The organism is Streptomyces sp. NBC_01176 (assembly GCF_045039825.1).
Lineage (GTDB): Bacteria > Actinomycetota > Actinomycetes > Streptomycetales > Streptomycetaceae > Streptomyces.
The window spans coordinates 3,091,368-3,111,917 of sequence record NZ_CP108600.1; the positions used below are offsets into that span (position 1 = coordinate 3,091,368).

At 73.0% G+C, this 20,550-nt stretch carries 20 protein-coding genes; 8 read left to right on the forward strand and 12 right to left on the reverse strand.

The window, feature by feature from the left end:
- Positions 1–48: 48 nt before the first annotated feature.
- The 4 genes from OG199_RS13060 to miaA all read right to left on the reverse strand — a co-directional run bounded on the left by OG199_RS13060 (position 49) and on the right by miaA (position 5,133).
- A complete protein-coding gene (locus OG199_RS13060) occupies positions 49–2,223 on the reverse strand; it encodes a RelA/SpoT family protein (protein ID WP_401801569.1) in 2,175 nt (724 codons plus the stop codon).
- A 356-nt stretch (positions 2,224–2,579) separates the two neighbouring features.
- Positions 2,580–3,449 (reverse strand): diaminopimelate epimerase, encoded by an 870-nt coding sequence (gene dapF, locus OG199_RS13065; protein WP_356808115.1) that lies wholly within the window; start codon positions 3,447–3,449, stop codon positions 2,580–2,582.
- A gap of 70 nt (positions 3,450–3,519) precedes the next feature.
- Positions 3,520–4,086: a hypothetical protein gene (locus OG199_RS13070; protein WP_405834521.1), complete on the reverse strand. Its 567-nt coding sequence runs from the start codon at positions 4,084–4,086 to the stop codon at positions 3,520–3,522.
- Between the two features lie 108 nt (positions 4,087–4,194).
- Complete coding sequence (gene miaA / locus OG199_RS13075) at positions 4,195–5,133, reverse strand: tRNA (adenosine(37)-N6)-dimethylallyltransferase MiaA (protein WP_356808117.1); 939 nt, start codon at positions 5,131–5,133, stop codon at positions 4,195–4,197.
- A gap of 182 nt (positions 5,134–5,315) precedes the next feature.
- On the opposite strand from miaA, the gene OG199_RS13080 reads away from it, so the two are divergent.
- Together OG199_RS13080 and OG199_RS13085 are read left to right on the forward strand one after the other, a co-directional pair.
- Entirely contained in the window at positions 5,316–5,687 is a 372-nt protein-coding gene (locus OG199_RS13080) for a hypothetical protein (protein WP_405829612.1), read from the forward strand.
- Positions 5,688–5,711: 24 nt separating this feature from the next.
- Positions 5,712–5,972 (forward strand): antitoxin, encoded by a 261-nt coding sequence (locus OG199_RS13085; protein ID WP_356808121.1) that lies wholly within the window; start codon positions 5,712–5,714, stop codon positions 5,970–5,972.
- A gap of 208 nt (positions 5,973–6,180) precedes the next feature.
- Here the strand turns inward: OG199_RS13085 and OG199_RS13090 are convergent, their stop codons facing one another.
- The 3 genes from OG199_RS13090 to OG199_RS13100 form a co-directional block, all read right to left on the reverse strand.
- Positions 6,181–6,894 (reverse strand): class III extradiol dioxygenase subunit B-like domain-containing protein, encoded by a 714-nt coding sequence (locus tag OG199_RS13090; RefSeq protein ID WP_405829613.1) that lies wholly within the window; start codon positions 6,892–6,894, stop codon positions 6,181–6,183.
- Positions 6,895–6,929: 35 nt separating this feature from the next.
- Positions 6,930–8,456 carry a tRNA (N6-isopentenyl adenosine(37)-C2)-methylthiotransferase MiaB gene (gene miaB, locus OG199_RS13095; protein ID WP_356808125.1) on the reverse strand — a complete coding sequence of 509 codons (1,527 nt, stop codon included), beginning with the start codon at positions 8,454–8,456 and terminating at the stop codon, positions 6,930–6,932.
- Between the two features lie 251 nt (positions 8,457–8,707).
- Positions 8,708–9,667 carry a LysR family transcriptional regulator gene (locus OG199_RS13100; RefSeq protein ID WP_405834523.1) on the reverse strand — a complete coding sequence of 320 codons (960 nt, stop codon included), beginning with the start codon at positions 9,665–9,667 and terminating at the stop codon, positions 8,708–8,710.
- Positions 9,668–9,711: 44 nt separating this feature from the next.
- Between OG199_RS13100 and OG199_RS13105 the strand changes: the two genes are divergently transcribed.
- The 3 genes from OG199_RS13105 to OG199_RS13115 all read left to right on the forward strand — a co-directional run bounded on the left by OG199_RS13105 (position 9,712) and on the right by OG199_RS13115 (position 12,515).
- The gene (locus OG199_RS13105) at positions 9,712–10,830 is read left to right on the forward strand and encodes a serine hydrolase (RefSeq protein WP_405829615.1); all 1,119 of its coding nucleotides are present in this window, start codon (positions 9,712–9,714) and stop codon (positions 10,828–10,830) included.
- An 83-nt stretch (positions 10,831–10,913) separates the two neighbouring features.
- Positions 10,914–11,948: an MBL fold metallo-hydrolase gene (locus OG199_RS13110; protein WP_405829617.1), complete on the forward strand. Its 1,035-nt coding sequence runs from the start codon at positions 10,914–10,916 to the stop codon at positions 11,946–11,948.
- Positions 11,949–12,089: 141 nt separating this feature from the next.
- Positions 12,090–12,515 carry a DUF6234 family protein gene (locus OG199_RS13115; RefSeq protein WP_405829618.1) on the forward strand — a complete coding sequence of 142 codons (426 nt, stop codon included), beginning with the start codon at positions 12,090–12,092 and terminating at the stop codon, positions 12,513–12,515.
- An 89-nt stretch (positions 12,516–12,604) separates the two neighbouring features.
- On the opposite strand, the gene OG199_RS13120 is transcribed toward OG199_RS13115, so the two are convergent.
- Both OG199_RS13120 and OG199_RS13125 read right to left on the reverse strand, forming a co-directional pair.
- On the reverse strand, positions 12,605–13,273 hold the full coding sequence (locus OG199_RS13120) for a response regulator transcription factor (RefSeq protein WP_329290906.1): 669 nt from the start codon (positions 13,271–13,273) through the stop codon (positions 12,605–12,607).
- Positions 13,270–14,319: a histidine kinase gene (locus tag OG199_RS13125; protein ID WP_405834525.1), complete on the reverse strand. Its 1,050-nt coding sequence runs from the start codon at positions 14,317–14,319 to the stop codon at positions 13,270–13,272. The genes OG199_RS13120 and OG199_RS13125 overlap by 4 nt, the downstream gene beginning before the upstream one ends.
- Before the next feature lie 430 nt (positions 14,320–14,749).
- Between OG199_RS13125 and OG199_RS13130 the strand changes: the two genes are divergently transcribed.
- Entirely contained in the window at positions 14,750–15,235 is a 486-nt protein-coding gene (locus tag OG199_RS13130; protein ID WP_266701960.1) for a cation:proton antiporter regulatory subunit, read from the forward strand.
- 4 nt (positions 15,236–15,239) lie between these two features.
- On the forward strand, positions 15,240–16,517 hold the full coding sequence (locus OG199_RS13135) for a cation:proton antiporter (RefSeq protein ID WP_356808323.1): 1,278 nt from the start codon (positions 15,240–15,242) through the stop codon (positions 16,515–16,517).
- 141 nt (positions 16,518–16,658) lie between these two features.
- Here OG199_RS13135 and OG199_RS13140 read toward each other — a convergent pair whose 3' ends face one another.
- Positions 16,659–17,093 (reverse strand): MazG nucleotide pyrophosphohydrolase domain-containing protein, encoded by a 435-nt coding sequence (locus OG199_RS13140; protein ID WP_356808321.1) that lies wholly within the window; start codon positions 17,091–17,093, stop codon positions 16,659–16,661.
- 200 nt (positions 17,094–17,293) lie between these two features.
- Between OG199_RS13140 and OG199_RS13145 the strand changes: the two genes are divergently transcribed.
- Positions 17,294–18,292, forward strand: a complete 999-nt coding sequence (locus OG199_RS13145; RefSeq protein WP_405829621.1) for a TAXI family TRAP transporter solute-binding subunit — start codon at positions 17,294–17,296, stop codon at positions 18,290–18,292.
- 33 nt (positions 18,293–18,325) lie between these two features.
- Here the strand turns inward: OG199_RS13145 and OG199_RS13150 are convergent, their stop codons facing one another.
- Together OG199_RS13150 and OG199_RS13155 are read right to left on the reverse strand one after the other, a co-directional pair.
- Entirely contained in the window at positions 18,326–19,732 is a 1,407-nt protein-coding gene (locus tag OG199_RS13150) for an ATP-binding protein (protein WP_405829623.1), read from the reverse strand.
- 8 nt (positions 19,733–19,740) lie between these two features.
- The gene (locus OG199_RS13155) at positions 19,741–20,427 is read right to left on the reverse strand and encodes a response regulator transcription factor (protein WP_356808318.1); all 687 of its coding nucleotides are present in this window, start codon (positions 20,425–20,427) and stop codon (positions 19,741–19,743) included.
- Positions 20,428–20,550 lie beyond the last annotated feature (123 nt).

Genomic DNA, 20,550 nt, shown 5'->3' on the forward strand with positions numbered 1-20,550 from the left:
TCGTCCCTCCCGCGGTGGCGACGCGCTCCGGGCCCACCCGAACGTGTGCTACTGCGCGGCGGCCGCGGCGTGCTGTGCCCTGCTCACGTCGTACACGCCCGGCACGTTCCGCATCGCCCGCATCAGTCCGGGGAGGTGGGCCGCGTCCGGGAGTTGGAGGGTGTAGGTGTGGCGTACGCGCTGCTGGCTGGGGGGTTCGACGGTCGCGGAGACGATGGCGGCGCCCTCCAGGGCGATGGCTTCGGTGAGATCGGCGAGCAGATGGGGACGCCCGAAGGACTCGGCGACCAGCGTGACGCGGCACTCGGTGGTGTCGCCCCAGCTCACTTCGACCTCCGCGCGCCCCGCGCCCTTCATACGTGCCACGCCGGCGCACTCGACGCGGTGCACCGTCACCACTCCCCCGCGTACGGCGAAGCCGGTCACGCGGTCGGGCGGCACGGGGGTGCAGCAGCCCGCGAGGCGCACGGAGGCGCCCGGCTGTTCGACGACGGCGTTCGCGGCGGGGCGGGCCGCGGGTGCCTCGGCGGCCGGCCTGGGAGCCGCGGCGGGCTCCTCGGGGGGCGCCGCGTCGCGGGGCGAGGGATGCGCGGCGAGCCAGCGCTGGATGGCGATCCGTGCGGCGGGTGTCTGGGCGTGCTCCAGCCACTCCCTGGAGGGTTCCGAGGCCGGGTCCTGCCCCATGAGGAGCTGCACGGTGTCGCCGTCCTTCAGCACCGTGCTCAGCGTCGCGAGCCGCCCGTTGACGCGGGCGCCGATACAGGCGTGCGCGTCCTCGCCGTACTGCGCGTACGCGGCGTCCACGCAACTGGCGCCCTCGGGCAGGCCCAACGAGCCGCCGTCGGCGCGGAAGACGGTGATCTCTCGGTCCTGGGCGAGGTCCTCGCGCAGGGTGGACCAGAACGTGTCCGGGTCCGGGGCGCCCTGCTGCCAGTCGAGGAGCCGGGAGAGCCAGCCGGGGCGGGTGGGGTCGACCCGCTCACCGTCCGCCGCCCGTTCGCCGTCGCCGTCCGGCTGTTCCTCCGCGGGAGCGGTGTAGGGGTTGCCGAGGGCGATGACGCCGGCCTCGGCGACCTTGTGCATCTGGTGGGTACGGATGAGGACTTCGGCCACCTGGCCGTCGCCGCTCGCCACGGCCGTGTGCAGCGACTGGTACAGGTTGAACTTGGGGACCGCGATGAAGTCCTTGAACTCCGACACCACGGGCGTGAGGCAGGTGTGCAGTTCGCCGAGGACGCCGTAGCAGTCGGCGTCCTCGTTCACGAGCACGAGGAGCCGTCCGAAGTCCGCGCCGCGCATGGGCCCGCGCTTGCGGGACACGCGGTGCACGGAGACGAAGTGGCGTGGGCGGATGAGGACTTCGGCCTGGATCCCGGCGTCGCGCAGGACAGCGCGCACCTCTTCGGCGATCTCCGCGAGCGGGTCGCCGGCGCGCGACGCGTTGTCGACGATCAGCTCCCTGGTGTGCTCGTACTCCTCGGGGTGCAGGATCGCGAAGACGAGGTCCTCGAGTTCGGTCTTCAGCGCCTGGACGCCGAGGCGTTCGGCGAGCGGGATCAGGACGTCCCTGGTCACCTTGGCGATCCGGGCCTGTTTCTCGGGGCGCATCACCCCGAGGGTCCGCATGTTGTGCAGCCGGTCGGCGAGTTTGATCGACATCACGCGGACGTCGTTGCCGGTCGCGACGAGCATCTTGCGGAAGGTCTCGGGTTCGGCGGCGGCTCCGTAGTCGACCTTCTCCAACTTGGTGACGCCGTCGACGAGATAGCAGACCTCGTCACCGAACTCGGAACGGACCTGATCGAGCGTCACTTCCGTGTCCTCGACGGTGTCGTGGAGCAGGGAGGCGGTCAACGTCGTTGTCTCCGCGCCGAGTTCGGCGAGAATCAGGGTCACCGCGAGCGGGTGGGTGATGTACGGCTCGCCGCTCTTGCGCATCTGGCCCCGGTGCGAGGACTCCGCCAGCACGTACGCCCGGCGCAGGGGTTCCATGTCCGCGTCGGGGTGGTGGGCGCGGTGGGCCTCGGCGACGTGGCCGATCGCGTCGGGCAGCCGGTCACGGGCGGTCGGGCCGAGCAACGCGGCCCGGCCGAGGCGGCGCAGGTCGATCCGGGGGCGGCCCTTCCTGCGCGCCGGCGATCCCCCCTGCTCCTGCGGAACCGAGCGCTGGGGGGAGGGCGTTGCAGGGCCTGGCGTCGCGGGATTCGTCGCCTCCGCACTCATGGGCACCTCCGGCTGCGTAGACCGGCGGACGGGGTGCCCATGGCGTACACGGCTCAGGGGTTGGCGTCGATCCCCCGTCCGGGCCGGTGCTTGATGCTACCGAGCCCACCACGCCCGGCTGACCACCTCTCGCCGAGCGTGAAACGGATCACCCATTCGAGCGAAGGTTCAGGGGTTTGCGGTTTCGAGGTTCCGGGAGGGGCCGGAGGTCGCGGCACCGGACCGGGCGGGGGCGGGTGACACCGCGCCCGACCAGGCCTTGTGACAGCGCACCGGGCAGGGGCCTCTGACGCCGCGTCGGACAACAGCGGAGACGTTCCGCAGACGTGCGGCAGCTCCCGCGGCGGGGCGTCCGCTCAGAGCCGGACGGCGGCCAGCCACTCCGCGTCGAGGTCGCCCTCGGCGACGATCACCGCGGGGCCGGTCATCTCGATCGCGCCGTCCGGGTGCTCGGTGATCACCAGGCGTCCGCCGGGCACGTCGACGGTGTACGTCACCGGAGTCCCGGTGACGGCCGGGTCGGCGCCGTCTCGGCGGGCCGTGGCGACGGCCACCGCGCAGGCGCCCGTGCCGCACGAACGGGTCTCTCCGGAGCCGCGCTCATGGACCCGCAGGGCGACGTGGCGCGGGCCCCGGTCGACCACGAACTCGACGTTCACCCCGTCCGGGTAGGCCGACGCGGGCGTGACGGGGGGCGGCGTGAACAGGTTGCCCGCCTGGCCGAGGTGGTCCACGAAGGCGACGGCGTGCGGGTTGCCCATGTTCACGTTGCGGGCGGGCCAGCTGTGCCCGTCGACGCTCACGGTGACGTCCCCTTCCGGCAGGACCGCCTTGCCCATGCCGACGGTGACGTCCCCGTTCTTGGCGAGGTGCACGCTCTTCACGCCTGCGCGCGTGGCGATCGTGATGTCCCCTTCGGCCACATGTCCGGCCCGCTGGAGGTAATGCGCGAACACCCGCACTCCGTTGCCGCACATCTCCGCGACCGAGCCGTCGCCGTTGCGGTAGTCCATGAACCACTCCGCCTCGGCCGCCATCTCCGCGGCCTCGGGGTGCGCGGCGGACCGGACGACGTGCAGCAGACCGTCGCCGCCGATGCCCGCGCGGCGGTCGCACAGGGCGGCCACGGCGGCCGGGGACAGGTCAACGGCGTTCTCCGGGTCGGGGACGATCACGAAGTCGTTCTCGGTCCCGTGGCCCTTGAGGAAGGCGATCCGCGTGCTCATTCCTCGATCGTACGGGGTCGGGCGGAGCCGGTCCGGCACGCCCTCCGCGACGGGTGCCCGCCCCGGCGGCTCAGCGCAGTCGGGCCACGCGTCCCACGGCGAGCACCGCCACCGCGGCGACCACCACGACGTACGCGAGCACGACGCGCCAGTCCAGGCGGCGGCCGGAGCCGCGCGCGGGGAAACCCGGCAGGGCGTAGCCCACGCGGCGGGCGGCCATCATGCCCCAGCCGGCGGCGCACAGGCAGATCAGCAGGCCGAGCATGGCGACCACGGCACCGCCGTCGCCGAACTCGAAGGCCAGCGGGAAGGCGAACATCAGCGAGCCCGTCGCGGCCAGGACGACGATCGGCGCGAGCTGCCAGATGCGCAGCCGGCGCTGCGGACGCAGCTCGACCTCGACCTCGGGTCCCGGGGACATCTCGTCCGGCCCCGGCCCGTCGGCGGTGACACCGCCGGGAGGCTCATCGGGTCCGTCGGAGATCAGCGGATCGCCGTCGGAGCCGGGCCGCTCGTCGTGGCCCATCCGGTCGCCGTCGAGGCCTGCTCCGTCGCCGTCGGGGCCCTGCGGTCGCGGCTGCTCCTGCGCGGTGTCCTGCTCCGCGTCCTGTGCGGTGTTGCGAGGGCCGGCCTCCATCGCCACGCGCCCTCCCAACTCGGACTCCACTTGGTCGATCGAAGCTCGATGATGGCACGGCGCCGGAGGCCCCGATGGCGGCCGGAGCGTCCCGATGCCATGACGTGATCAGGCTGTGACCGGTCGTTCGACCAACGCCAGCGCGAGTTGTGGAAGTTCTGTGAGGTCCGCCGCGGCGCCGCTCAGCCAGTGCACCCGGGGATCGCGCCGGAACCACGAATCCTGGCGTCGCGCGAAGCGTTTGGTGGCGCGCACGGTCTCGGCGCGCGCCTCGGCGTCGGTGCACTCCCCGGCGAGCGCCGCGAGCACCTGCTGGTACCCGAGCGCGCGCGACGCCGTGCGCCCCTCGCGCAGACCGCGCGCCTCCAGCTCCCGCACCTCGTCGACGAGCCCGGCCTCCCACATCCGGTCGACACGGCGCGCGATCCGCTCGTCGAGCTCGGGACGCGTCACGTCGACACCGATCTGGAGGGTGTCGTACACCGAGTCATGGCCGGGGAGGTTGGCCGTGAAGGGCTTGCCGGTGATCTCGATGACCTCCAGCGCCCGCACGATACGGCGGCCGTTGCTCGGCAGGATCGCCTGGGCCGCCCCGGGGTCGGCCATGGCCAGACGCGCGTGCAGCGCGCCCGAGCCGCGCAGCCCGAGCTCCTCCTCCAGTCGGGCGCGCACCTCGGGGTCGGTGCCGGGGAACTCCAGGTTGTCGACGGCGCCGCGCACATAGAGCCCGGAGCCGCCCACCAGGACCGGCCAGCGGCCCTCCGCGAGCAGGGCGTCGATGCGGGCGCGGGCGAGCCGCTGGTACTCCGCGACACTGGCCGTGACGGTCACGTCCCAGATGTCCAGCAGGTGGTGCGGAATCCCGGCCCGCTCCTCGGACGTCAGCTTGGCGGTGCCGATGTCCATCCCTCGGTACAACTGCATGGAGTCGGCGTTGACGACCTCGCCTCCGAGACGGCGGGCGAGGAAAACGCCCAGATCGGACTTTCCTGCCGCGGTCGGTCCGACGACGGCGATGACTCGGGGGGCGGGGGGTGCGCTGCTCACCGCCCCAGTCTCGCAAACCCGGGGGCCCACCTCCGACGCGCCGCGTGACGCCACAGGTTCGGGGTCGTTGCCTGTTGCGAGGTTCCGGCCGCCGGTTTTCGAGGACCGGCGCCCCGGGCGACGCAATGGGACGCACCGGGTGACGCGGAATTTCGTCCTCACGAGTAACGTATGGAGTGGATATGGGTGTTTTTGCACGACTTCTCAGGAGGTCGAAGGCTGCGGAGGAGGCGTCGACCGCCGAGGTGCCTGCCGGCACACGGACGGCCGGAGCCGACGCCGGAACTGACGCCGACGTCACGACGACCGAAGCCGATGTCTCGACCGGTGCCGATGCCACGACCGGCGCCGGCGGCGCGTCGGAGCCGGTGACGGAAGAGGCGAAGCGATCGTCCGGGAGCGAGAACGCGGGCGAGAGCGACCGCAAGGCCGAGGCTGCGGTCGCGGCGACGGCGGCCGCGGGAGCGTCGACTTCCGACGACGTCGAGATCCCTCAGCAGCAGACCGCCGAGAAGGCGGCCGACAACGGGGCCGGTGAGAGCGCCCGTAAGTAACTGTCCCGCGAGGGAAGGTGGACCATGAGTCTCCTGGACAATCTGAAAGCCAAGCTGGCGCCTGCCAAGGACAAGGTCTCGGACCTCGCGCAGCAGCACGGGGACAAGGTCACCCACGGCCTCGACAAGGCCGCCAGGGTGGTCGACGAGAAGACCAAGGGCAAGTACAGCGACAAGATCCAGACGGGCACGGGCAAGGCGAAGGGCGCCATGGACCGACTCGCGCACAAGGACGGTGGCACCATGCCCCCTCCGGACGCGCCCCCATCGCCCCCGACATTCTGAACGGCACACACCGACGGACGGCCGCGGAGCACCCAGGGCTCCCGGCCGTCCGCCGTGTCCGGTGCGCGGCTCGCCGCGCAACGCCACGACCAGGCGGCCACCAGCGCATCGCGGCGCTACGACCAGGCCGCCACCACGTACCCCACCCCGTACGGCGCGGCGCTACGACCAGGCCGCCACCACGTACCCCACCCCGTACGGCGCGGCGCTACGACCAGGCCGCCACCACGTATCCCACCCCGTACGGCGCGTCCTCGTACAGCAGGGCGCCGCCCAGCTCCGCCTCCTCGGCCGCGCCCGCGAGGACCTGCCAGGGGGCGCGGCCGGAGGCCTTCAGTTCGCGGGCGAGCCCGGCGTCCAGTGCCTGCAGGGCCGCCACGTCCGCCGTCCCCAGCGCCCGGGCGACCTCCGCGTCGAAGCCCGCCGCGCGCTCGTCGAGGTAACCGGGCGCCTTCAGCGTCCGGCACGCGCTGGCGTCGCCCATCACCAGGAGGGCCACCCGCGCTGCCCGGCCCGCGGCCTCCGCGCCGGCGCTCCTGCACCGCTCGGCCGTGAGCGGCTCCGCCACGGCGAGACCTGTCACGGGGATGTCGGACCAGTCCGTGCGCTCCAGCAGCCAGGCGGCGACGGCGAGCGAGGGCGGAAGCGTCCGCTGCGAGGGCGCCGAAGGCGTGCCGCCCGGCCCGAGGCGTACGCCGAGGTCCACGCCGAATCCGCGGAACGAGCCCGGTGTCCCCTCGGGGTAGGAGCCGCCGTCCTCGGCGGGGCCCACGACGACCAGCAGATCGGGCCGCGAGGCGGCGAGCACGCCGAGCGCGTCCGCGCACGCGTCGCGCGCGGCGGCCAGCTCGGGGGCCGCCCCGGCGGCGATCTCGGGCACGAGCAGCGGCGGACAGGGGCAGGCTGCGGCGGCTACAAGCATGATCGGCAGCGTAACCCTTCGCCGCGCGAGCGGGGTCAGTCGCAGCCGCAGCCGCTGCCGGTCACGACGGGCAGCGGCTCCGGGGCGCCGATCTTCGGCAGGCCCAGCATCACGCCGGCCGGCTTCGCCGCCTGAGCCGCGTTGCGCTTCTCCCAGGCGTCCCCCGCGCGCGTGCGGCGCACGTCCAGGACGGCGCCCTCGGCCAGCAGATGGTGCGGGGCGGCGTAGGTGATCTCGACGGTGACGACGTCACCGGGGCGTACGTCCTGGTCGGGCTTGGTGAAGTGGACCAGGCGGTTGTCGGGGGCGCGGCCGGACAGGCGGTGCGTGGCGCCGTCCTTGCGGCCCTCGCCCTCGGCGACCATCAGCTCCAGGACGCGACCGACCTGCTTCTTGTTCTCGTCCCAGGAGATCTCCTCCTGGAGGGCGACGAGACGCTCGTAGCGCGCCTGGACGACCTCCTTGGGGATCTGCCCCTCCATGGTGGCCGCCGGGGTGCCGGGGCGCTTGGAGTACTGGAACGTGAAGGCCTGCGTGAAGCGCGCCTCGCGGACGGCGTGCATCGTCTGCTCGAAGTCCTCCTCGGTCTCGCCGGGGAAGCCCACGATGATGTCGGTGGTGATCGCCGCGTGCGGGATGGCGGCGCGCACCTTCTCGATGATCCCCAGGTAGCGCTCCTGGCGGTACGAGCGGCGCATCGCCTTCAGGACGGTGTCCGAGCCGGACTGCATCGGCATGTGCAGCTGCGGCATCACGTTCGGCGTCTCCGCCATGGCCGCGATCACGTCGTCGGTGAAGTCGCGGGGGTGCGGGGAGGTGAACCGGACCCGCTCCAGGCCCTCGATCTGCCCGCAGGCGCGCAGCAGCTTGCTGAAGGCCTCCCGGTCGCCGATGTCACTGCCGTACGCGTTGACGTTCTGGCCGAGCAGCGTGATCTCGGAGACGCCCTCGCCGACCAGTGCCTCGATCTCGGCGAGGATGTCGCCCGTCCTGCGGTCCTTCTCCTTGCCGCGGAGCGCCGGGACGATGCAGAACGTGCAGGTGTTGTTGCAGCCGACGGAGATCGACACCCAGGCCGCGTACGCGCTCTCCCGGCGGGTCGGCAGCGTCGAGGGGAACGCCTCGAGCGACTCGGCGATCTCGACCTGCGCCTCTTCCTGCACGCGGGCGCGCTCCAGGAGGACGGGCAGCTTGCCGATGTTGTGCGTGCCGAAGACGACGTCCACCCAGGGCGCCCTCTTCACGATGGTGTCGCGGTCCTTCTGCGCCAGGCAGCCGCCGACCGCGATCTGCATCCCGGGGCGCTTCGTCTTCATCGGGGCGAGGCGGCCGAGGTTGCCGTACAGCCGGTTGTCGGCGTTCTCGCGCACGGCGCAGGTGTTGAAGACGACGACGTCCGCGTCGCCGTCGGACCCCTCGGGCGCCCGCACGTAGCCCGCGCCTTCGAGGAGCCCGGAGAGCCGTTCGGAGTCGTGGACGTTCATCTGGCACCCGTAGGTGCGCACCTCGTAGGTCTTCGAATCCTGAACGTCCACCGCGTGGCTCCGGTCGTTGCTGCTCATGCGACAAGGGTAGGCGGTGCCGGGAGTACGTCGTCCCGGCCCCGGAGTCTCCGGCCGCGGGCCCACGCCGGACGCGCGGGGAGAGGGCCCTGGTGTCCGCCGGGATGCGGCGCGGACCACACCCTCGCGGCACTGAGGCCGATCCGGGGCGCCCGCCCGGAACGGTTCCCGGTCGGAGCCGGGTGCGGCACCGCTCGCCGGCCGCGGCGACCGGCCGCATGATCCGAACGACGGGCTTCGAACGACAGGCTTCAGCCGTACACGACCGACCACGGGCGGGGCGTTCCACCGGCGGGGCCGGCCTCGCCGGTGCGGTCGGGAGCCGCGGCGCGGTCGGCGGCCAGCACCTCGGCGGCGAGCTCCGCGAAGGTCCGGGCGGCCGGGTGGGCGGTGCGTCCGGCGGGCCACGCGCCGCTCAGCCGCTGGGCGAGGGGGCGCCCCGCCAGGGGCCGCCAGGCGACGCGCGGCTCTTTACGGGCCACCGGCCCCTGGTCGAAGGCCACGCCGTGCCCGGCCGTCACCAGGGCCAGCAGAAACTCGGAGTTGGAGGCGTGCCGTACCCGGCCCGGCACGAAGCCCGCGGCGCGGCAGACGTCGAGGATCTGGTCGTACCGGTCCGGAGCGTGGGCCCGCGGGAAGAGCACCAGGTCGTGGCCGGACAGCTCGCCGAGCGCCACCTCCGGTTGCCGGGCCAGCGGCGAGGTGCGGGGCAGGACGACGCCGAGGTCCACCGCGACCTCCGGACCGAGCAGCAGTCCGGTGGTGTCGGCGGGGCGGTGCACGAGTCCGACGTCGAGTCCGCCGGAGGCGAGCAGCCCGACCTGTTCCCCGGTGGTGACCTCCCGCAGGTCGACGCAGAGCCCCGGGGCACGCTCGGCGCAGGCGGCGAGCAGCGCGGTCAGCACGGCGGCCGCGGTGTCGGGCGGCACGCCCGCGCGCAGGGTGCCCAGGCCACCGTCGCCCGCGCGCCGGGCCAGCATCCGCAACCGGTCCTCGCGGGCGAGGAGTTCACGCGCCTCGTCCCGCAACAGCGCCCCGGCGGCGGTCAGCCGGATCCGGCGGTGCGATCGGTCGAACAGCTCGGCGCCGAGCTCTCCCTCCAGTCGGCGCACCGCCTGACTGAGCGGCGGCTGGGCCATGCCCAGCCGGTCGGCGGCCCGGCTGAAGTGCAGTTCCTCGGCTACGGTGACGAACAGACGCAGGTGGCGCAAGAGATCCACGACCATGGACCTTACGCGAGGGGGCGGGCTAACCGATGGCCGAGGAACGGATCCGCGCGGTTTTCGCGGAGGCGGGCGCCGAGGGCCTCCTGCACGCGGTCCCCATCGGCGCCGCACGGGCGGATGCCCTGGGTGTCGCACGGGCGGATGCCCCCGGTGTCGCACGGGCGGACCCTGACGGCAGACAGCGGACGGGACCCGTCGGCGCCCGGTGGACGCACCCCGTCGGCGCCGAGCGGACGGACCCCGTCGGCGCCGAGCGGACGGACCCCGTCGGCACCCGGCCCGGGCACCCGCGTCGTACGGACCCCGGCGTGCCCGGGTCGGCCGTCCTCGCGGAGTCCCGCGTGCGCGAGGTGGCCGTCGGCGCCGACGAACCCGTCGTGCTCGCCTCGGTGTTCAAGGTGCTGCTGGTCCTGGAGTTCGCCCGGCAGGTGGCGACCGGGCAGCTCGACCCCCGGGAGCGGGTACGGGTGACGGCGGCCGACCGGCTCGGCGGCTGGGGCACGGCGGGCTGCGCGGACGACGTCGAACTGTCGCTGCGCGATCTGGCGTTCTTCGCGATGTCGGTCAGCGACAACTCGGCGGCGGATCTGCTCCTCGACCGGGTCGGCCTGGACACCGTACGGCTGCTCGCCCGGGAGCTGGGGCTGGACCGGACCCGCATCGTGGGAGGACCGCGGGACCTCCTGGAGTCGATGCTCGCCGAGGTCGGGGCGCGCGACGAGGGGGAGTTCGCCGTCCGATACCCGGCCCTGCCGGAGGACCGCAAGCGGCGGATGGCGGTCCTGGACCCCCTGCGGACCAACGCCGGCACGCCCCGCGAGACCACCGAACTACTCCGTCTCATCTGGCGCGACGAGGCCGGTACACCGGAAGTCTGCGCCCAGGTACGTGACTTGATGAGTCGTCAAGTCTTCCGGCACCGGCTGGTGTCGGGGTTCCCCGGCGACACGGTGATCGCGGCCAAGACCGGGACGCTTCCGGGGCTGCACATGGAGGCGGGCGTCGTCCGGTACCCCGACGGCCGGTGCTACGCGGTCTCCGTCTTCGCCCGGACCCGCCAACTCGCGGCCACCGGGCCGGAGGTGGACGCGGCGATCGGCGACGCGGCCAGGATCGCCGTCGACTTCCTGCGGAACGCGGGACTGTGACCAGGTCTCATATGCGCTCACGTATCGGCAGGGCACAGGATCGATCTTGGACGGGGGTCGCCGGCCCCTGATCTCCTGACGCCATGCGCGACAACGAGAACCCCCAGGGTTCCCCCCTGCTCGGCCGCCGCACGGTACTGCGCGGCGCCGCACTCGGCACGGCCGCCCCGCTCCTGCCCGCCGCAGCCGCCACGGCCGCCGGTTCGACGGCCACGCCCCCGGCGGCGCACACGCCCGAATCGACGCCGACGCCGACACCGACACCGGCCTCGGCGTCCTTACGCTGGTTCGGCACCGCCGGCTGGCGCATCGACGTCGATGGCCGGACCGTGCTCTTCGACCCGTACCTCACCCGCTTCAGGACCGGTCTGTTCGACGGTGCCTTCGACGCCGGCACGGAGCTGCGCACCGATCCCGACCTGGTACGGGAACACGTCGGGCACCCCGAACTCGTCCTGGTCAGCCACGCCCACTGGGACCATCTCGCCGATGTGCCGCACATCGCCAGGACCACCGGCGCCCGTGTCGTCGGCACCGAGACGACGTACCACCTGCTGGTCGCGTCCGGCGTCGACCCGGGGCAGGTCTCCGTGGTGAAGGGCGGCGAGGTGCTGGACTTCGGCGGTGGACTCACCGTCGAGGTCGTGGCGAGTCTGCACAGCCGCAACAAGAAGTACTCCTACTTCGCCCCCGGCACCCTCCACGCACCGCCGGCGACACCCCCGAGGACCATCTCGGACCTGCCGGAGGGCGACACGCTCGCCTTCCTGGTGACGGCGGGGAGCGGCGGTCCGTCGGCGTTCCTGATGGGCGCCAGCGACTTCTGCGAACGGGCGGCGCGGGGGCTGCGCCCCGATCTCGCCATGGTCGCGGTGCCGGCCGGCACCGCGACCCACGACTACGTCCCCAGGCTGCTGCGGGCCCTGGACCGGCCCGGGGTCGTCGTGCCCGTGCACTGGGACAACTTCGAGGAACCCCTGACCGCTCCCCCGCGCCGCGACCCGTCGATGGACCTGGACGCGTTCGTCGCCCAGGTACGCCGGTCGTCCCCGGCGAGCCGGATCGTCGTCCCGGACTACCGCACGGTGTACGGGGGTGACATGCGCCCACTCGGCTGACCGGAGGTGAGGGCAGGGCGGGGGCGAGGCGGAGGCGCGGACACGGGCCCCGCGCCCGGCTCGGGGCCCCGTCCCCTACTCAGGCGCGAGCTGGGTACTTCCGCTCAGGACCCGGACGTCCCCGAACGCGAGGCTTGCCGTATGACGCCTTCCCCGGAGTCCCGCCGGCGGCCGAGCCCGTTCGCCGATGTCGTCCTCGCCCTCGTCCTGCTCGTCGTGGACGCCGTCGCGGCGGTGCTCGCGCTCGTGTCCGGTCTGGACGCGGCCGGGTACGCGTTCTTCGACACGGGCGCCGGCACGGAGGCCGTCAGCGTCGTCAGGCCGGTCGTGTACGTCTCGGCCGTCGGCGCGCTCGTGCTGGTCTCGGCGGTCGTGTCCTACCGGGGCGGGGCGATCGTCACCACCTGCGTGCAGTCGCTCGCGGGCCTCTCGCTCGTGCTCGGCGTGGTGATCGGCCTGAGCGCGGAGCACGGTGGCGGCCGTCCGCCCGCACCGAGCCCGGGCCACAGCGGCCCGCAGTCGCAGTGCCGGTCCGGCGGCGACAACAGCGAGTGCCTCGGTTCCTGAACGATCCGCGGCCCTGAGCCCCGAGCCGGGAAGCGGAGCGCTCACGCACGGACGAACCCGCGGCGGCCGTACGACACGGTGCCGCCGGATCACGGCTCGATGAGCCCCGCGCGGATCGCGTACCGGGTGAGCTCGAGGCGGTCGCGCATTCCGAGCTTCTGCAGGAGGTTCGCCCGGTGGCTCTCCACGGTCTTGGCGCTGATGAAGAGCAGCTCGCCGATCTCCTTCGTCGTGTGCCCCTCGGCGACCAGCTTCAGCACCTCCTCCTCCCGGTCGGTGACGGCCCGCGCGGGCAGCCCCTCGCCACGGCGCAGACGTTCGAGGTAGGTGCGCACGATCGCGGTCTCGGCGCCGGGATAGATGAACGGTTCGTCGCGCATCGCCGCCCGGCACGCCTCGACCAGGTCCCGGTCGGCGACCGACTTCAGGACGTAGCCGCAGGCACCGGCCTTGAGTGCCTCGAAGAAGTACTGCTCGTTGTCGTACATCGTCAGGATGAGGATGCGCAGGTCGGGCAGACGCCGGGAGAGTTCGCGGGCCGCCTGCAGGCCGGTCATACGGGGCATGGCCACATCGAGAACGGCGAGGTCCACCTCCGTCTCGCGGGCCAGGGCGACGGCCTCGGCACCGTCTCCGGCCTCCGCCACCACCCTCAGGTCGGGTTCACCGTCGAGGATGAGCCGCACACCGCGGCGCACGAGTGTGTGGTCGTCGGCGAGCAGGACGCGCGTGGGCCTCCCGGCGGGCGCGGACATCATCGGTCTCCCTCGGAAGCGGTGTCGGAGGCGGCGTCGGGAGCCTTGTCGGGGGCGGTAGCGGTGTCGACGCTGGTGCCGGTGGTGACGCCCGGACGCGGCTGCGGGCGCCCGCCGGTCGTCGTGAGCCGCAGCCGTACGTCGGTGCCCCGCTCGGGTGCCGGCCCCAGCGAGAACGCGGCGCCGACCAGCAGCGCCCGCTCGCGCATCCCGGTGATGCCCGCTCCCTCCCGCGCCCGGCCCGTTCCGCCGCCGTTGTCCCGTACGAGGAGTTCGACGCCGTCCCCGACGCGCCGCAGCCGGAGTTCGGCGCGGTCGGCGCCCGCGTGCCGGGCCGTGTTGGTCAGCCCCTCCTGCGCCACCCGGTAGACCACGAGTTCGGCCTCGTCGTTCAGCGGGGGCAGATCGGCGTCGAGGTGATGGGTCACGGACAGCCCGTGTGTGGTGAACTCGCCCGCGAGGGAGCGCAGCGCGCTGTGCAGTCCGAGCTCCTCCAGCACACCCGGGCGCAGCCGGCGGGCGATGCGGCGGATCTCGTCCAGGCTGCCGCGGGTGGCCTCCTGCGCCTGGCTCACCTCCTGCCGCAACTCCCCGGGCACCCGGTCGCAGACCCGCTTGAGCTGGAGCAGGACGGCGGTCAGGGTCTGGCCCACCTCGTCGTGCAGCTCCTGGGAGACGCGCCGGCGTTCGCCCTCCTGCGCGGAGAGCGCGCGGGCCGAACTGGTGGCACGCTCGGTCTCCAGCCGGTCGAGCATGGTGTTGTACGTGGTGATCAGCTCGGCCACCTCGGCCGGACCCGTGACGGGCGCCCGGGTTCCAGGATGGGTGAGGTCGGCGGTGGCCATGGCCCGGCCCAGCCGTTGCAGCGGGGCGAGGCCGATCCGCAGGACGACCGCGTTGAGGACGAGCATCAGCGCCAGCCCCAGCACGACGATGAGTGCCTCGCCGGGAAGTATCGGTGTCGAGACGGTGACCGGTCCCAGCAGCAGGGCGGTCGCCACGGTCAGACCCGCGGCGTTGAGCAGGAAGATCCGCCGGAACAGCGACACGTTCCTCTGTCCGTCCCTTCCGGTCGGCTTCCGCGCGGCTGCCTTCGCCCGCTCCGCGGCAGGCATCCCGTCCTTCCCGACCTGCGGCCGTGCCACCGCCCCCAACAGCCTCGCAACAGCCGGGCGGCCCTGTCCATCCGTGCCAGCACCCATGTCGCAACGGTACGGCGAGATGGCAGCATGACCGTTTTGGGTGGGCTTTTTCGCGGGCCGCATCGTGCCGACGCGCGCGACGGATCCGGGGCGGCCGCCCTCGGCCGGACAGCCTCGACGCGGGGCCGCATCGCGGCCGTGGCGCGACACGGACAGCCCGACGCGGACGGATGTGACGCACACCGCCGCGTCGCGTCAGGCCACGACGACAGACAAGACCAGTACGACGAACCCAGTACGACGCACAACGGGCGTCGAGACGAGCAAGGGGAGAATCATGTCGGCTCCACGCCTGCGGGCGACGCCACTGCCGGGTATCGGGGTGCAGTACGACCTCGTGACCCGTGAACAGCGCCACCTGTCCGTGGTGGCGCACCGCGACGGCGCCCGCACCGTCAGCGTGTACCAGGCCGACGACCCCGACTCCTGCGCGCAGTCGCTGCGGCTGTCGAGCGGTGAGGCGGCCTCGCTGATCAACGCCCTGAAGCCCTCCCATCACAGCCCGAGCCTGCTGTACACCACCGACCTCGGGCTGATCGCCGAGCGCATCGAGATCGCCGCGACGTCGCGGTGGAACGGGCGGGTGCTCGGCGAGACCCGGATGCGGACCGAGACCGGCGCCTCCGTCGTGGCGGTGCTGCGGCGTGCGGAGGCGATCCCGTCCCCCACACCGGACTTCCGGCTGGCCGGCGGGGACACCCTGATCGTCGTCGGGACCCGTGAGGGCGTCGACGGCGCCGCGACGATACTCGGACGGGAGTGAGCGCGTGCACTCTGCGGTTCTGCTGATCGAGTTCGGCGCCATCATCCTCTGTCTCGGCCTGCTCGGCCGTGCCGCGGCCCGGCTGCGGTTCTCCCCCATCCCGCTCTATCTGCTGGCCGGTCTCGCCTTCGGTGAGGGCGGGCTGCTCCCGCTCGGCGCGAGCGAGGAGTTCGTCGCCACCGGCGCCGAGATCGGCGTCATCCTGCTGCTGCTGATGCTCGGCCTGGAGTACACGGCGAGCGATCTGGTCTCGAACCTCAAGGCCCACTATCCGTCGGGCCTGGTCGACTGCACGCTCAACGCCCTGCCGGGCGCCGCCGCCGCGCTCCTGCTGGGCTGGGGTCCGGTGGCCGCGGTGGTCCTGGCGGGTGTCACCTGGATCTCGTCGTCCGGGGTGATCGCCAAGGTGCTCGGCGACCTGGGGCGGGTCGGCAACCGGGAGACTCCGGTGATCCTGAGCATCCTGGTCCTGGAGGACCTGGCGATGGCGGTCTACCTGCCGATCGTCACCGCGCTGGTGGCCGGGGTGGGGCTGGCCGCCGGGAGCGTGACGCTGGCGATCGCGCTGGGGGCCGCGGGACTCGTCCTGTTCGTGGCCGTCCGCTACGGCCGCGTCATCTCCCGCTTCGTCTCCAGCGACGACCCCGAGAAGCTGCTGCTTGTCGTGCTCGGCCTGACGATCCTCGTCGCGGGCCTCGCGCAGCAGCTCCAGGTGTCCGCCGCGGTCGGCGCGTTCCTGGTCGGCATCGCCCTGTCGGGGGAGGTCGCGGAGGGGGCGCACACGCTGCTGAGCCCGCTGCGGGACCTGTTCGCGGCCATCTTCTTCGTCTTCTTCGGACTGCACACCGACCCGGCGAGCATTCCGCCCGTGCTGCTGCCCGCGCTGGCGCTGGCCGCGGTGACGGCGCTGACGAAGATCGCGACCGGGTACTGGGCCGCGCGTCGGGCAGGCATCTCCGTCAAGGGCCGTTGGCGGGCGGGCGGTGCGCTGGTCGCGCGCGGCGAGTTCTCCATCGTGATCGCCGGGCTCGCGGTCACCGCCGGCATCGAGCCGTCTCTCGGCCCACTGGCCACGGCGTACGTGCTGATCCTGGTCGTACTCGGCCCGCTCACCGCCCGCTACACGCAGCCGCTGGCGGCGCGGCTCGCCGCCCGGTTCGCCGGCGGCCCCGGGCGCGCGAGCGTCGGCGGGCGCCCCGCCGAGACGGAGGAATGGACGGCGCCGGAGGCCGACGCGGAGCGGGCGGACGACGTACGCCGGCAGACGGCCGTCCCGGACTGAGCGGAGCCCGTCCCGGGCCGGCGGGCTCACACGTCCGGTCCGGGGCCAGCGGGCTCACACGTCCGGTCCCGGGGCCGAAAGGCCCACGCGTCCGCTCCCGCGGCCGAAAGGCCCCACGCATCCGCTCCCGGGGCCGCAAGGCTACGCGTCCGCGCCCCGCCACCCCTGCCCGCGCAGCACCGCCGTCACGTCCGGCGCGCGGTAGTGCTCTCCCTTGAGGACCTTGCCGTCGGCCCGGCGGGCGACACGGCCGTCCGGACCCACCTTCGTCATGTTGGACCGGTGGACCTCGGCGATCACCTCGTCGAGGTCGATGCCGTGGACGAGTGCGGTGCCGTACGCGACGTAGACGACGTCGGCCAGTTCGTGCGCCAGCCGGTCCAGCGGACCCGTGACCGAGACCTCGGCCACTTCGGCGGCCTCCTCGGCGAGCAGCTCACCCCGGTGGGCGGCGAGCGCCGGGGAGACCTCCGTCGGCGTGCTGCGGGCGGCGAGGCCGAAGGCGAGGTGGAACGCGCGGACCAGCGCGGCGGGCGAGGGGACCACGGAGGGGGAGTCGGAGGAGGAGGACTGCATCGTCCGACCCTACCGACCCACCGCACCGCCCCCGTCCGTCCCGCTGCCCCGCCCCCGTCCGACCCGCCGCCCCGCCCCCGTCCGACCCGCCGCCCCGCCTCGTGTCCGTCCCGCTGCCCCGCCCCCGTCCGTCCTCCCGCACGGCCCGCCGTCCGTCCCGCCCTGGCCAGGAGGGTCCCCTGGCTGGCAGGATCGCGCGCATGTTCCAGGCACTTCCCCGCATCGGCAGGCGCCGCACGCTGTTCGGCTCGGCGGCCGCGTTCGCGGTGTTCGGGCTGCTGCTCTGGTGGCTGCTGCCCCTGGGCGAGGAGTCGCCGGGCGGGTCGATCACCTTCAGCACGGGCACACCGACGGGGGTCTACCAGAAGTACGGTGTGCTCCTGCAGAGCGCGATCGCCAAGGACATGCCTCGCCTCGACGTACGTCTGAAGAACAGCGACGGCTCGCAGGAGAACGTGCGCCGCGTGGCCACCGGACAGGCCGACTTCACCATCGCGGCGGCCGACGCCGTGGAGACGTACCTGATGGAGAACAGGCCGGGCGCCGCCCGGTTGCGCGGCTGCGCGCGGCTCTACGACGACTACGTGCACCTCGTGGTCCCGCGCACCTCGCCCGTGCGGTCGGTGGCGGACCTGCGGGGCAAGAAGGTCGCCGTGGGGCCGGACGGCTCCGGGGTACGGCTGATAGCGGAACATGTGCTCCAGGCGGCCGGCCTCGATCCGAAGCACGACATCTCGCCGTTCTCCGACGGCATCGGGACCATGCCCGACCTGCTCGAAAAGCACAGGATCGACGCCTTCTTCTGGTCGGGCGGTCTGCCGACCAGCGCTGTCCAGGGGCTCTCGAAGAACTTCGACATCAGGCTGGTGCCGATCGGCAGCGACCTGGTCGCGAAGCTGCACGAGCAGGGTGGCGCCTCCCGCTACTACCGGGCCGCCGTGATGCCCGCGGACGCCTATCCCGCGGCACAGCAGGGCGCCTCCGTGCAGACGCTGGCGGTGGCGAACTACCTGATCACCCGGGAGGACTCGGACGCGCGGCTGACGGAGGAGCTCACGCGTACGGTGATCAACAGCCGTGACCACATCGGCTCCCAGGTGCACGCGGCCCAGTTGGTGGACCTGCGGACGGCGATCTACACCGACCCGCTTCCCCTGCACGAGGGCGCCCGGCGCTACTACCGCTCGGTCAAGCCGTAGGTCACGTGGGCACCGGCCGGCGAAGGACCCGGGTCAGGACGCCGGTTCGGACCTCGGCACCGTCACCGTCACCTTCAGCCCTTGCGGCTCGTGATGCGCGTACGAGAGGGAGCCGCCGCCGGCCGAGAGCAGGACCCGCGAGATGGACAGGCCGAGGCCCGACCCCTTGATGTTCTGGTGCCCGGCGCTGCGCCAGAAGCGGTCGCCGATGCGGACGAGTTCCTCGTCGCTCAGGCCCGGCCCGCGATCGGCGACGACGACCTTCGAGACCTCGCCGTTCGAGAAGACCTCCACCTCGACGCTCTCGCCCTCCGGCGTGAATTTCAGGGCGTTGTCTATCACCGCGTCCAGGGCGCTGGACAGCGTGACCGGATCGGCCCAGGCGGTGGTGGCCGGGCAGGTACCGGTCAGCCGTACGCCCATGCTGTCGGCGAGGGGTGACCAGGAGGCGACGCGCTCGGCCGTCAGCTCACCGATGTCGGTGAGCCGCAGGTCCGCCTCGGCGTGCTCGGCGAGCGCCAGGTCGAGCAGGTCGTCCAGGACCTCGGCGAGCCGCTTGCCTTCGGTGCGGACGGACGCGATCTCCTCGTTGCCCTCCGGCAGTTCGAGGGCGAGCAGCTCGATGCGCAGTAGCAACGCCGAGAGCGGGTTGCGCAGTTGGTGCGAGGCGTCGGCGACGAAGGCCCGCTGCTGCTCCAGGACGTCCTCGACGTTGTCCGCCATCTCGTTGAACGACCGGGCCAGGCGCCTGAGTTCGGGCGGTCCGCCGGCGACCGCCACCCGGGACTTCAGGCGTCCGGTCGCTATGTCGTGGGTGGTGGCGTCGAGGACGCGCACCGGCCTGAGCACCCATCCGGTGAGGCGCAGCGCCGCGCCGAGGGCGAGGAGCATCGCGGCGATCTCGCCCGCGCCGATGATCAGCCAGCCCTGCAGGATCTTCGAACGCATCTGCCCGGTGGGCGAGTCGGTGACGACGACGGCGATGACGTCACCGTCCCGGATGACCGGTGACGCGACGACGAGCCGGTGGCGCTGCCAGGGCCAGACCTGCTCCGGGTCGTGGCTGCGGCGGCCGAGGAGCGCTTCGTTGAAGGCCTCGCGGCCCTCGCCCTCCGCGGGCAGGTACAGGGTCTCCGGCGCGTTGGCCATGACGGCGAGGTTGCGGTAGAAGACGCCCGTGCGGATGCCGTACACGTCGTAGTAGGCGGCGAGTTCCTTGATCAGGGTCTGCCGGCGCTCGTCGACGGCGCTCACCCGGGGGCCTGTCGGCTGGTCGGTGACGAACTGCGCGAGGGCGGCGAAGCGTGCCGTGTCGTCGATGCGGTCGACGACCACGCGCTGCTGCTCGGCGGCCGCGACGCTCCCGGCGAGCGGGATGCCGAGCGCGAGCAGCACGGCGGCCATCAGGACGATGAGCAGGGGAAGCAGGCGGGTGCGCACGGTGCACGCTACGCCGTGGGGGCGACGAGGCGGTACCCCACACCGCGCACGGTCTCGATCAGCGCCGGCATCCGCAGCTTGGAGCGCAGGGACGCGACGTGCACCTCCAGGGTGCGCCCGGTCCCCTCCCAACTGGTGCGCCAGACCTCGCTGATGATCTGTTCCCGGCGGAAGACGACGCCGGGGCGCTGGGCGAGCAGCGCGAGCAGGTCGAACTCCTTGCGGGTCAGCTGGACGACCGAACCGCCCACGCTCACCTGGCGGGTGGGCAGTTCGATGCGGACCTGGCCGAGCCGCAGGGCGCCGTCGCCGGCCGCCCCGGTCTCGTCGTGGGCGCTGCGGCGGCTGACGGCGTGGATACGGGCGAGCAGTTCGCCGGTGTCGTACGGCTTCACCACGTAGTCGTCGGCGCCGAGGTTGAGGCCGTGGATGCGGGAGCGTACGTCGGAGCGGGCCGTGACCATGATCACCGGCGTGCTGGTGCGCTTGCGGATCTTGCCGCAGACCTCGTAGCCGTCCTGGTCGGGCAGGCCCAGGTCGAGCAGGACGACACCGAATCCGTCGCTCTCCGGGACCAGTGCCTGCAGAGCCTCCTCGCCGCTGCGGGCGTGGGTGACCTCGAAGCCGTGACGCGCCAGCACGGCGGACAGGGCGGCGGCGACGTGGTTGTCGTCCTCGACGAGCAGCAGTCTCATTCCGGCCCCCTCCGGTCCATCGGTCGTCCGCCCCGGTTCTTCGCTCGTACGGTGCTTCGTTCGCACGGTTCTTTCGCTCGTGTCCTTCGTGCGTGCGGTCGCGGGCCTGGACAGCTGCACACG

Coding starts and splice junctions, on each gene's coding strand:
- OG199_RS13120 (WP_329290906.1), bottom strand. CDS start 13,273: ATGATGTCCGCGCCCGCCGGGAGGCCCACGCGCGTCCTGCTCGCCGAC.
- OG199_RS13130 (WP_266701960.1), top strand. CDS start 14,750: ATGTCGGCTCCACGCCTGCGGGCGACGCCACTGCCGGGTATCGGGGTG.
- OG199_RS13140 (WP_356808321.1), bottom strand. CDS start 17,093: ATGCAGTCCTCCTCCTCCGACTCCCCCTCCGTGGTCCCCTCGCCCGCC.
- OG199_RS13110 (WP_405829617.1), top strand. CDS start 10,914: ATGCGCGACAACGAGAACCCCCAGGGTTCCCCCCTGCTCGGCCGCCGC.
- dapF (WP_356808115.1), bottom strand. CDS start 3,449: ATGAGCACGCGGATCGCCTTCCTCAAGGGCCACGGGACCGAGAACGAC.
- OG199_RS13155 (WP_356808318.1), bottom strand. CDS start 20,427: ATGAGACTGCTGCTCGTCGAGGACGACAACCACGTCGCCGCCGCCCTG.
- OG199_RS13080 (WP_405829612.1), top strand. CDS start 5,316: ATGGGTGTTTTTGCACGACTTCTCAGGAGGTCGAAGGCTGCGGAGGAG.
- OG199_RS13070 (WP_405834521.1), bottom strand. CDS start 4,086: ATGGAGGCCGGCCCTCGCAACACCGCACAGGACGCGGAGCAGGACACC.
- OG199_RS13085 (WP_356808121.1), top strand. CDS start 5,712: ATGAGTCTCCTGGACAATCTGAAAGCCAAGCTGGCGCCTGCCAAGGAC.
- miaB (WP_356808125.1), bottom strand. CDS start 8,456: ATGAGCAGCAACGACCGGAGCCACGCGGTGGACGTTCAGGATTCGAAG.
- OG199_RS13145 (WP_405829621.1), top strand. CDS start 17,294: ATGTTCCAGGCACTTCCCCGCATCGGCAGGCGCCGCACGCTGTTCGGC.
- OG199_RS13105 (WP_405829615.1), top strand. CDS start 9,712: ATGGCCGAGGAACGGATCCGCGCGGTTTTCGCGGAGGCGGGCGCCGAG.
- OG199_RS13115 (WP_405829618.1), top strand. CDS start 12,090: ATGACGCCTTCCCCGGAGTCCCGCCGGCGGCCGAGCCCGTTCGCCGAT.
- OG199_RS13090 (WP_405829613.1), bottom strand. CDS start 6,894: ATGCTTGTAGCCGCCGCAGCCTGCCCCTGTCCGCCGCTGCTCGTGCCC.
- OG199_RS13060 (WP_401801569.1), bottom strand. CDS start 2,223: ATGAGTGCGGAGGCGACGAATCCCGCGACGCCAGGCCCTGCAACGCCC.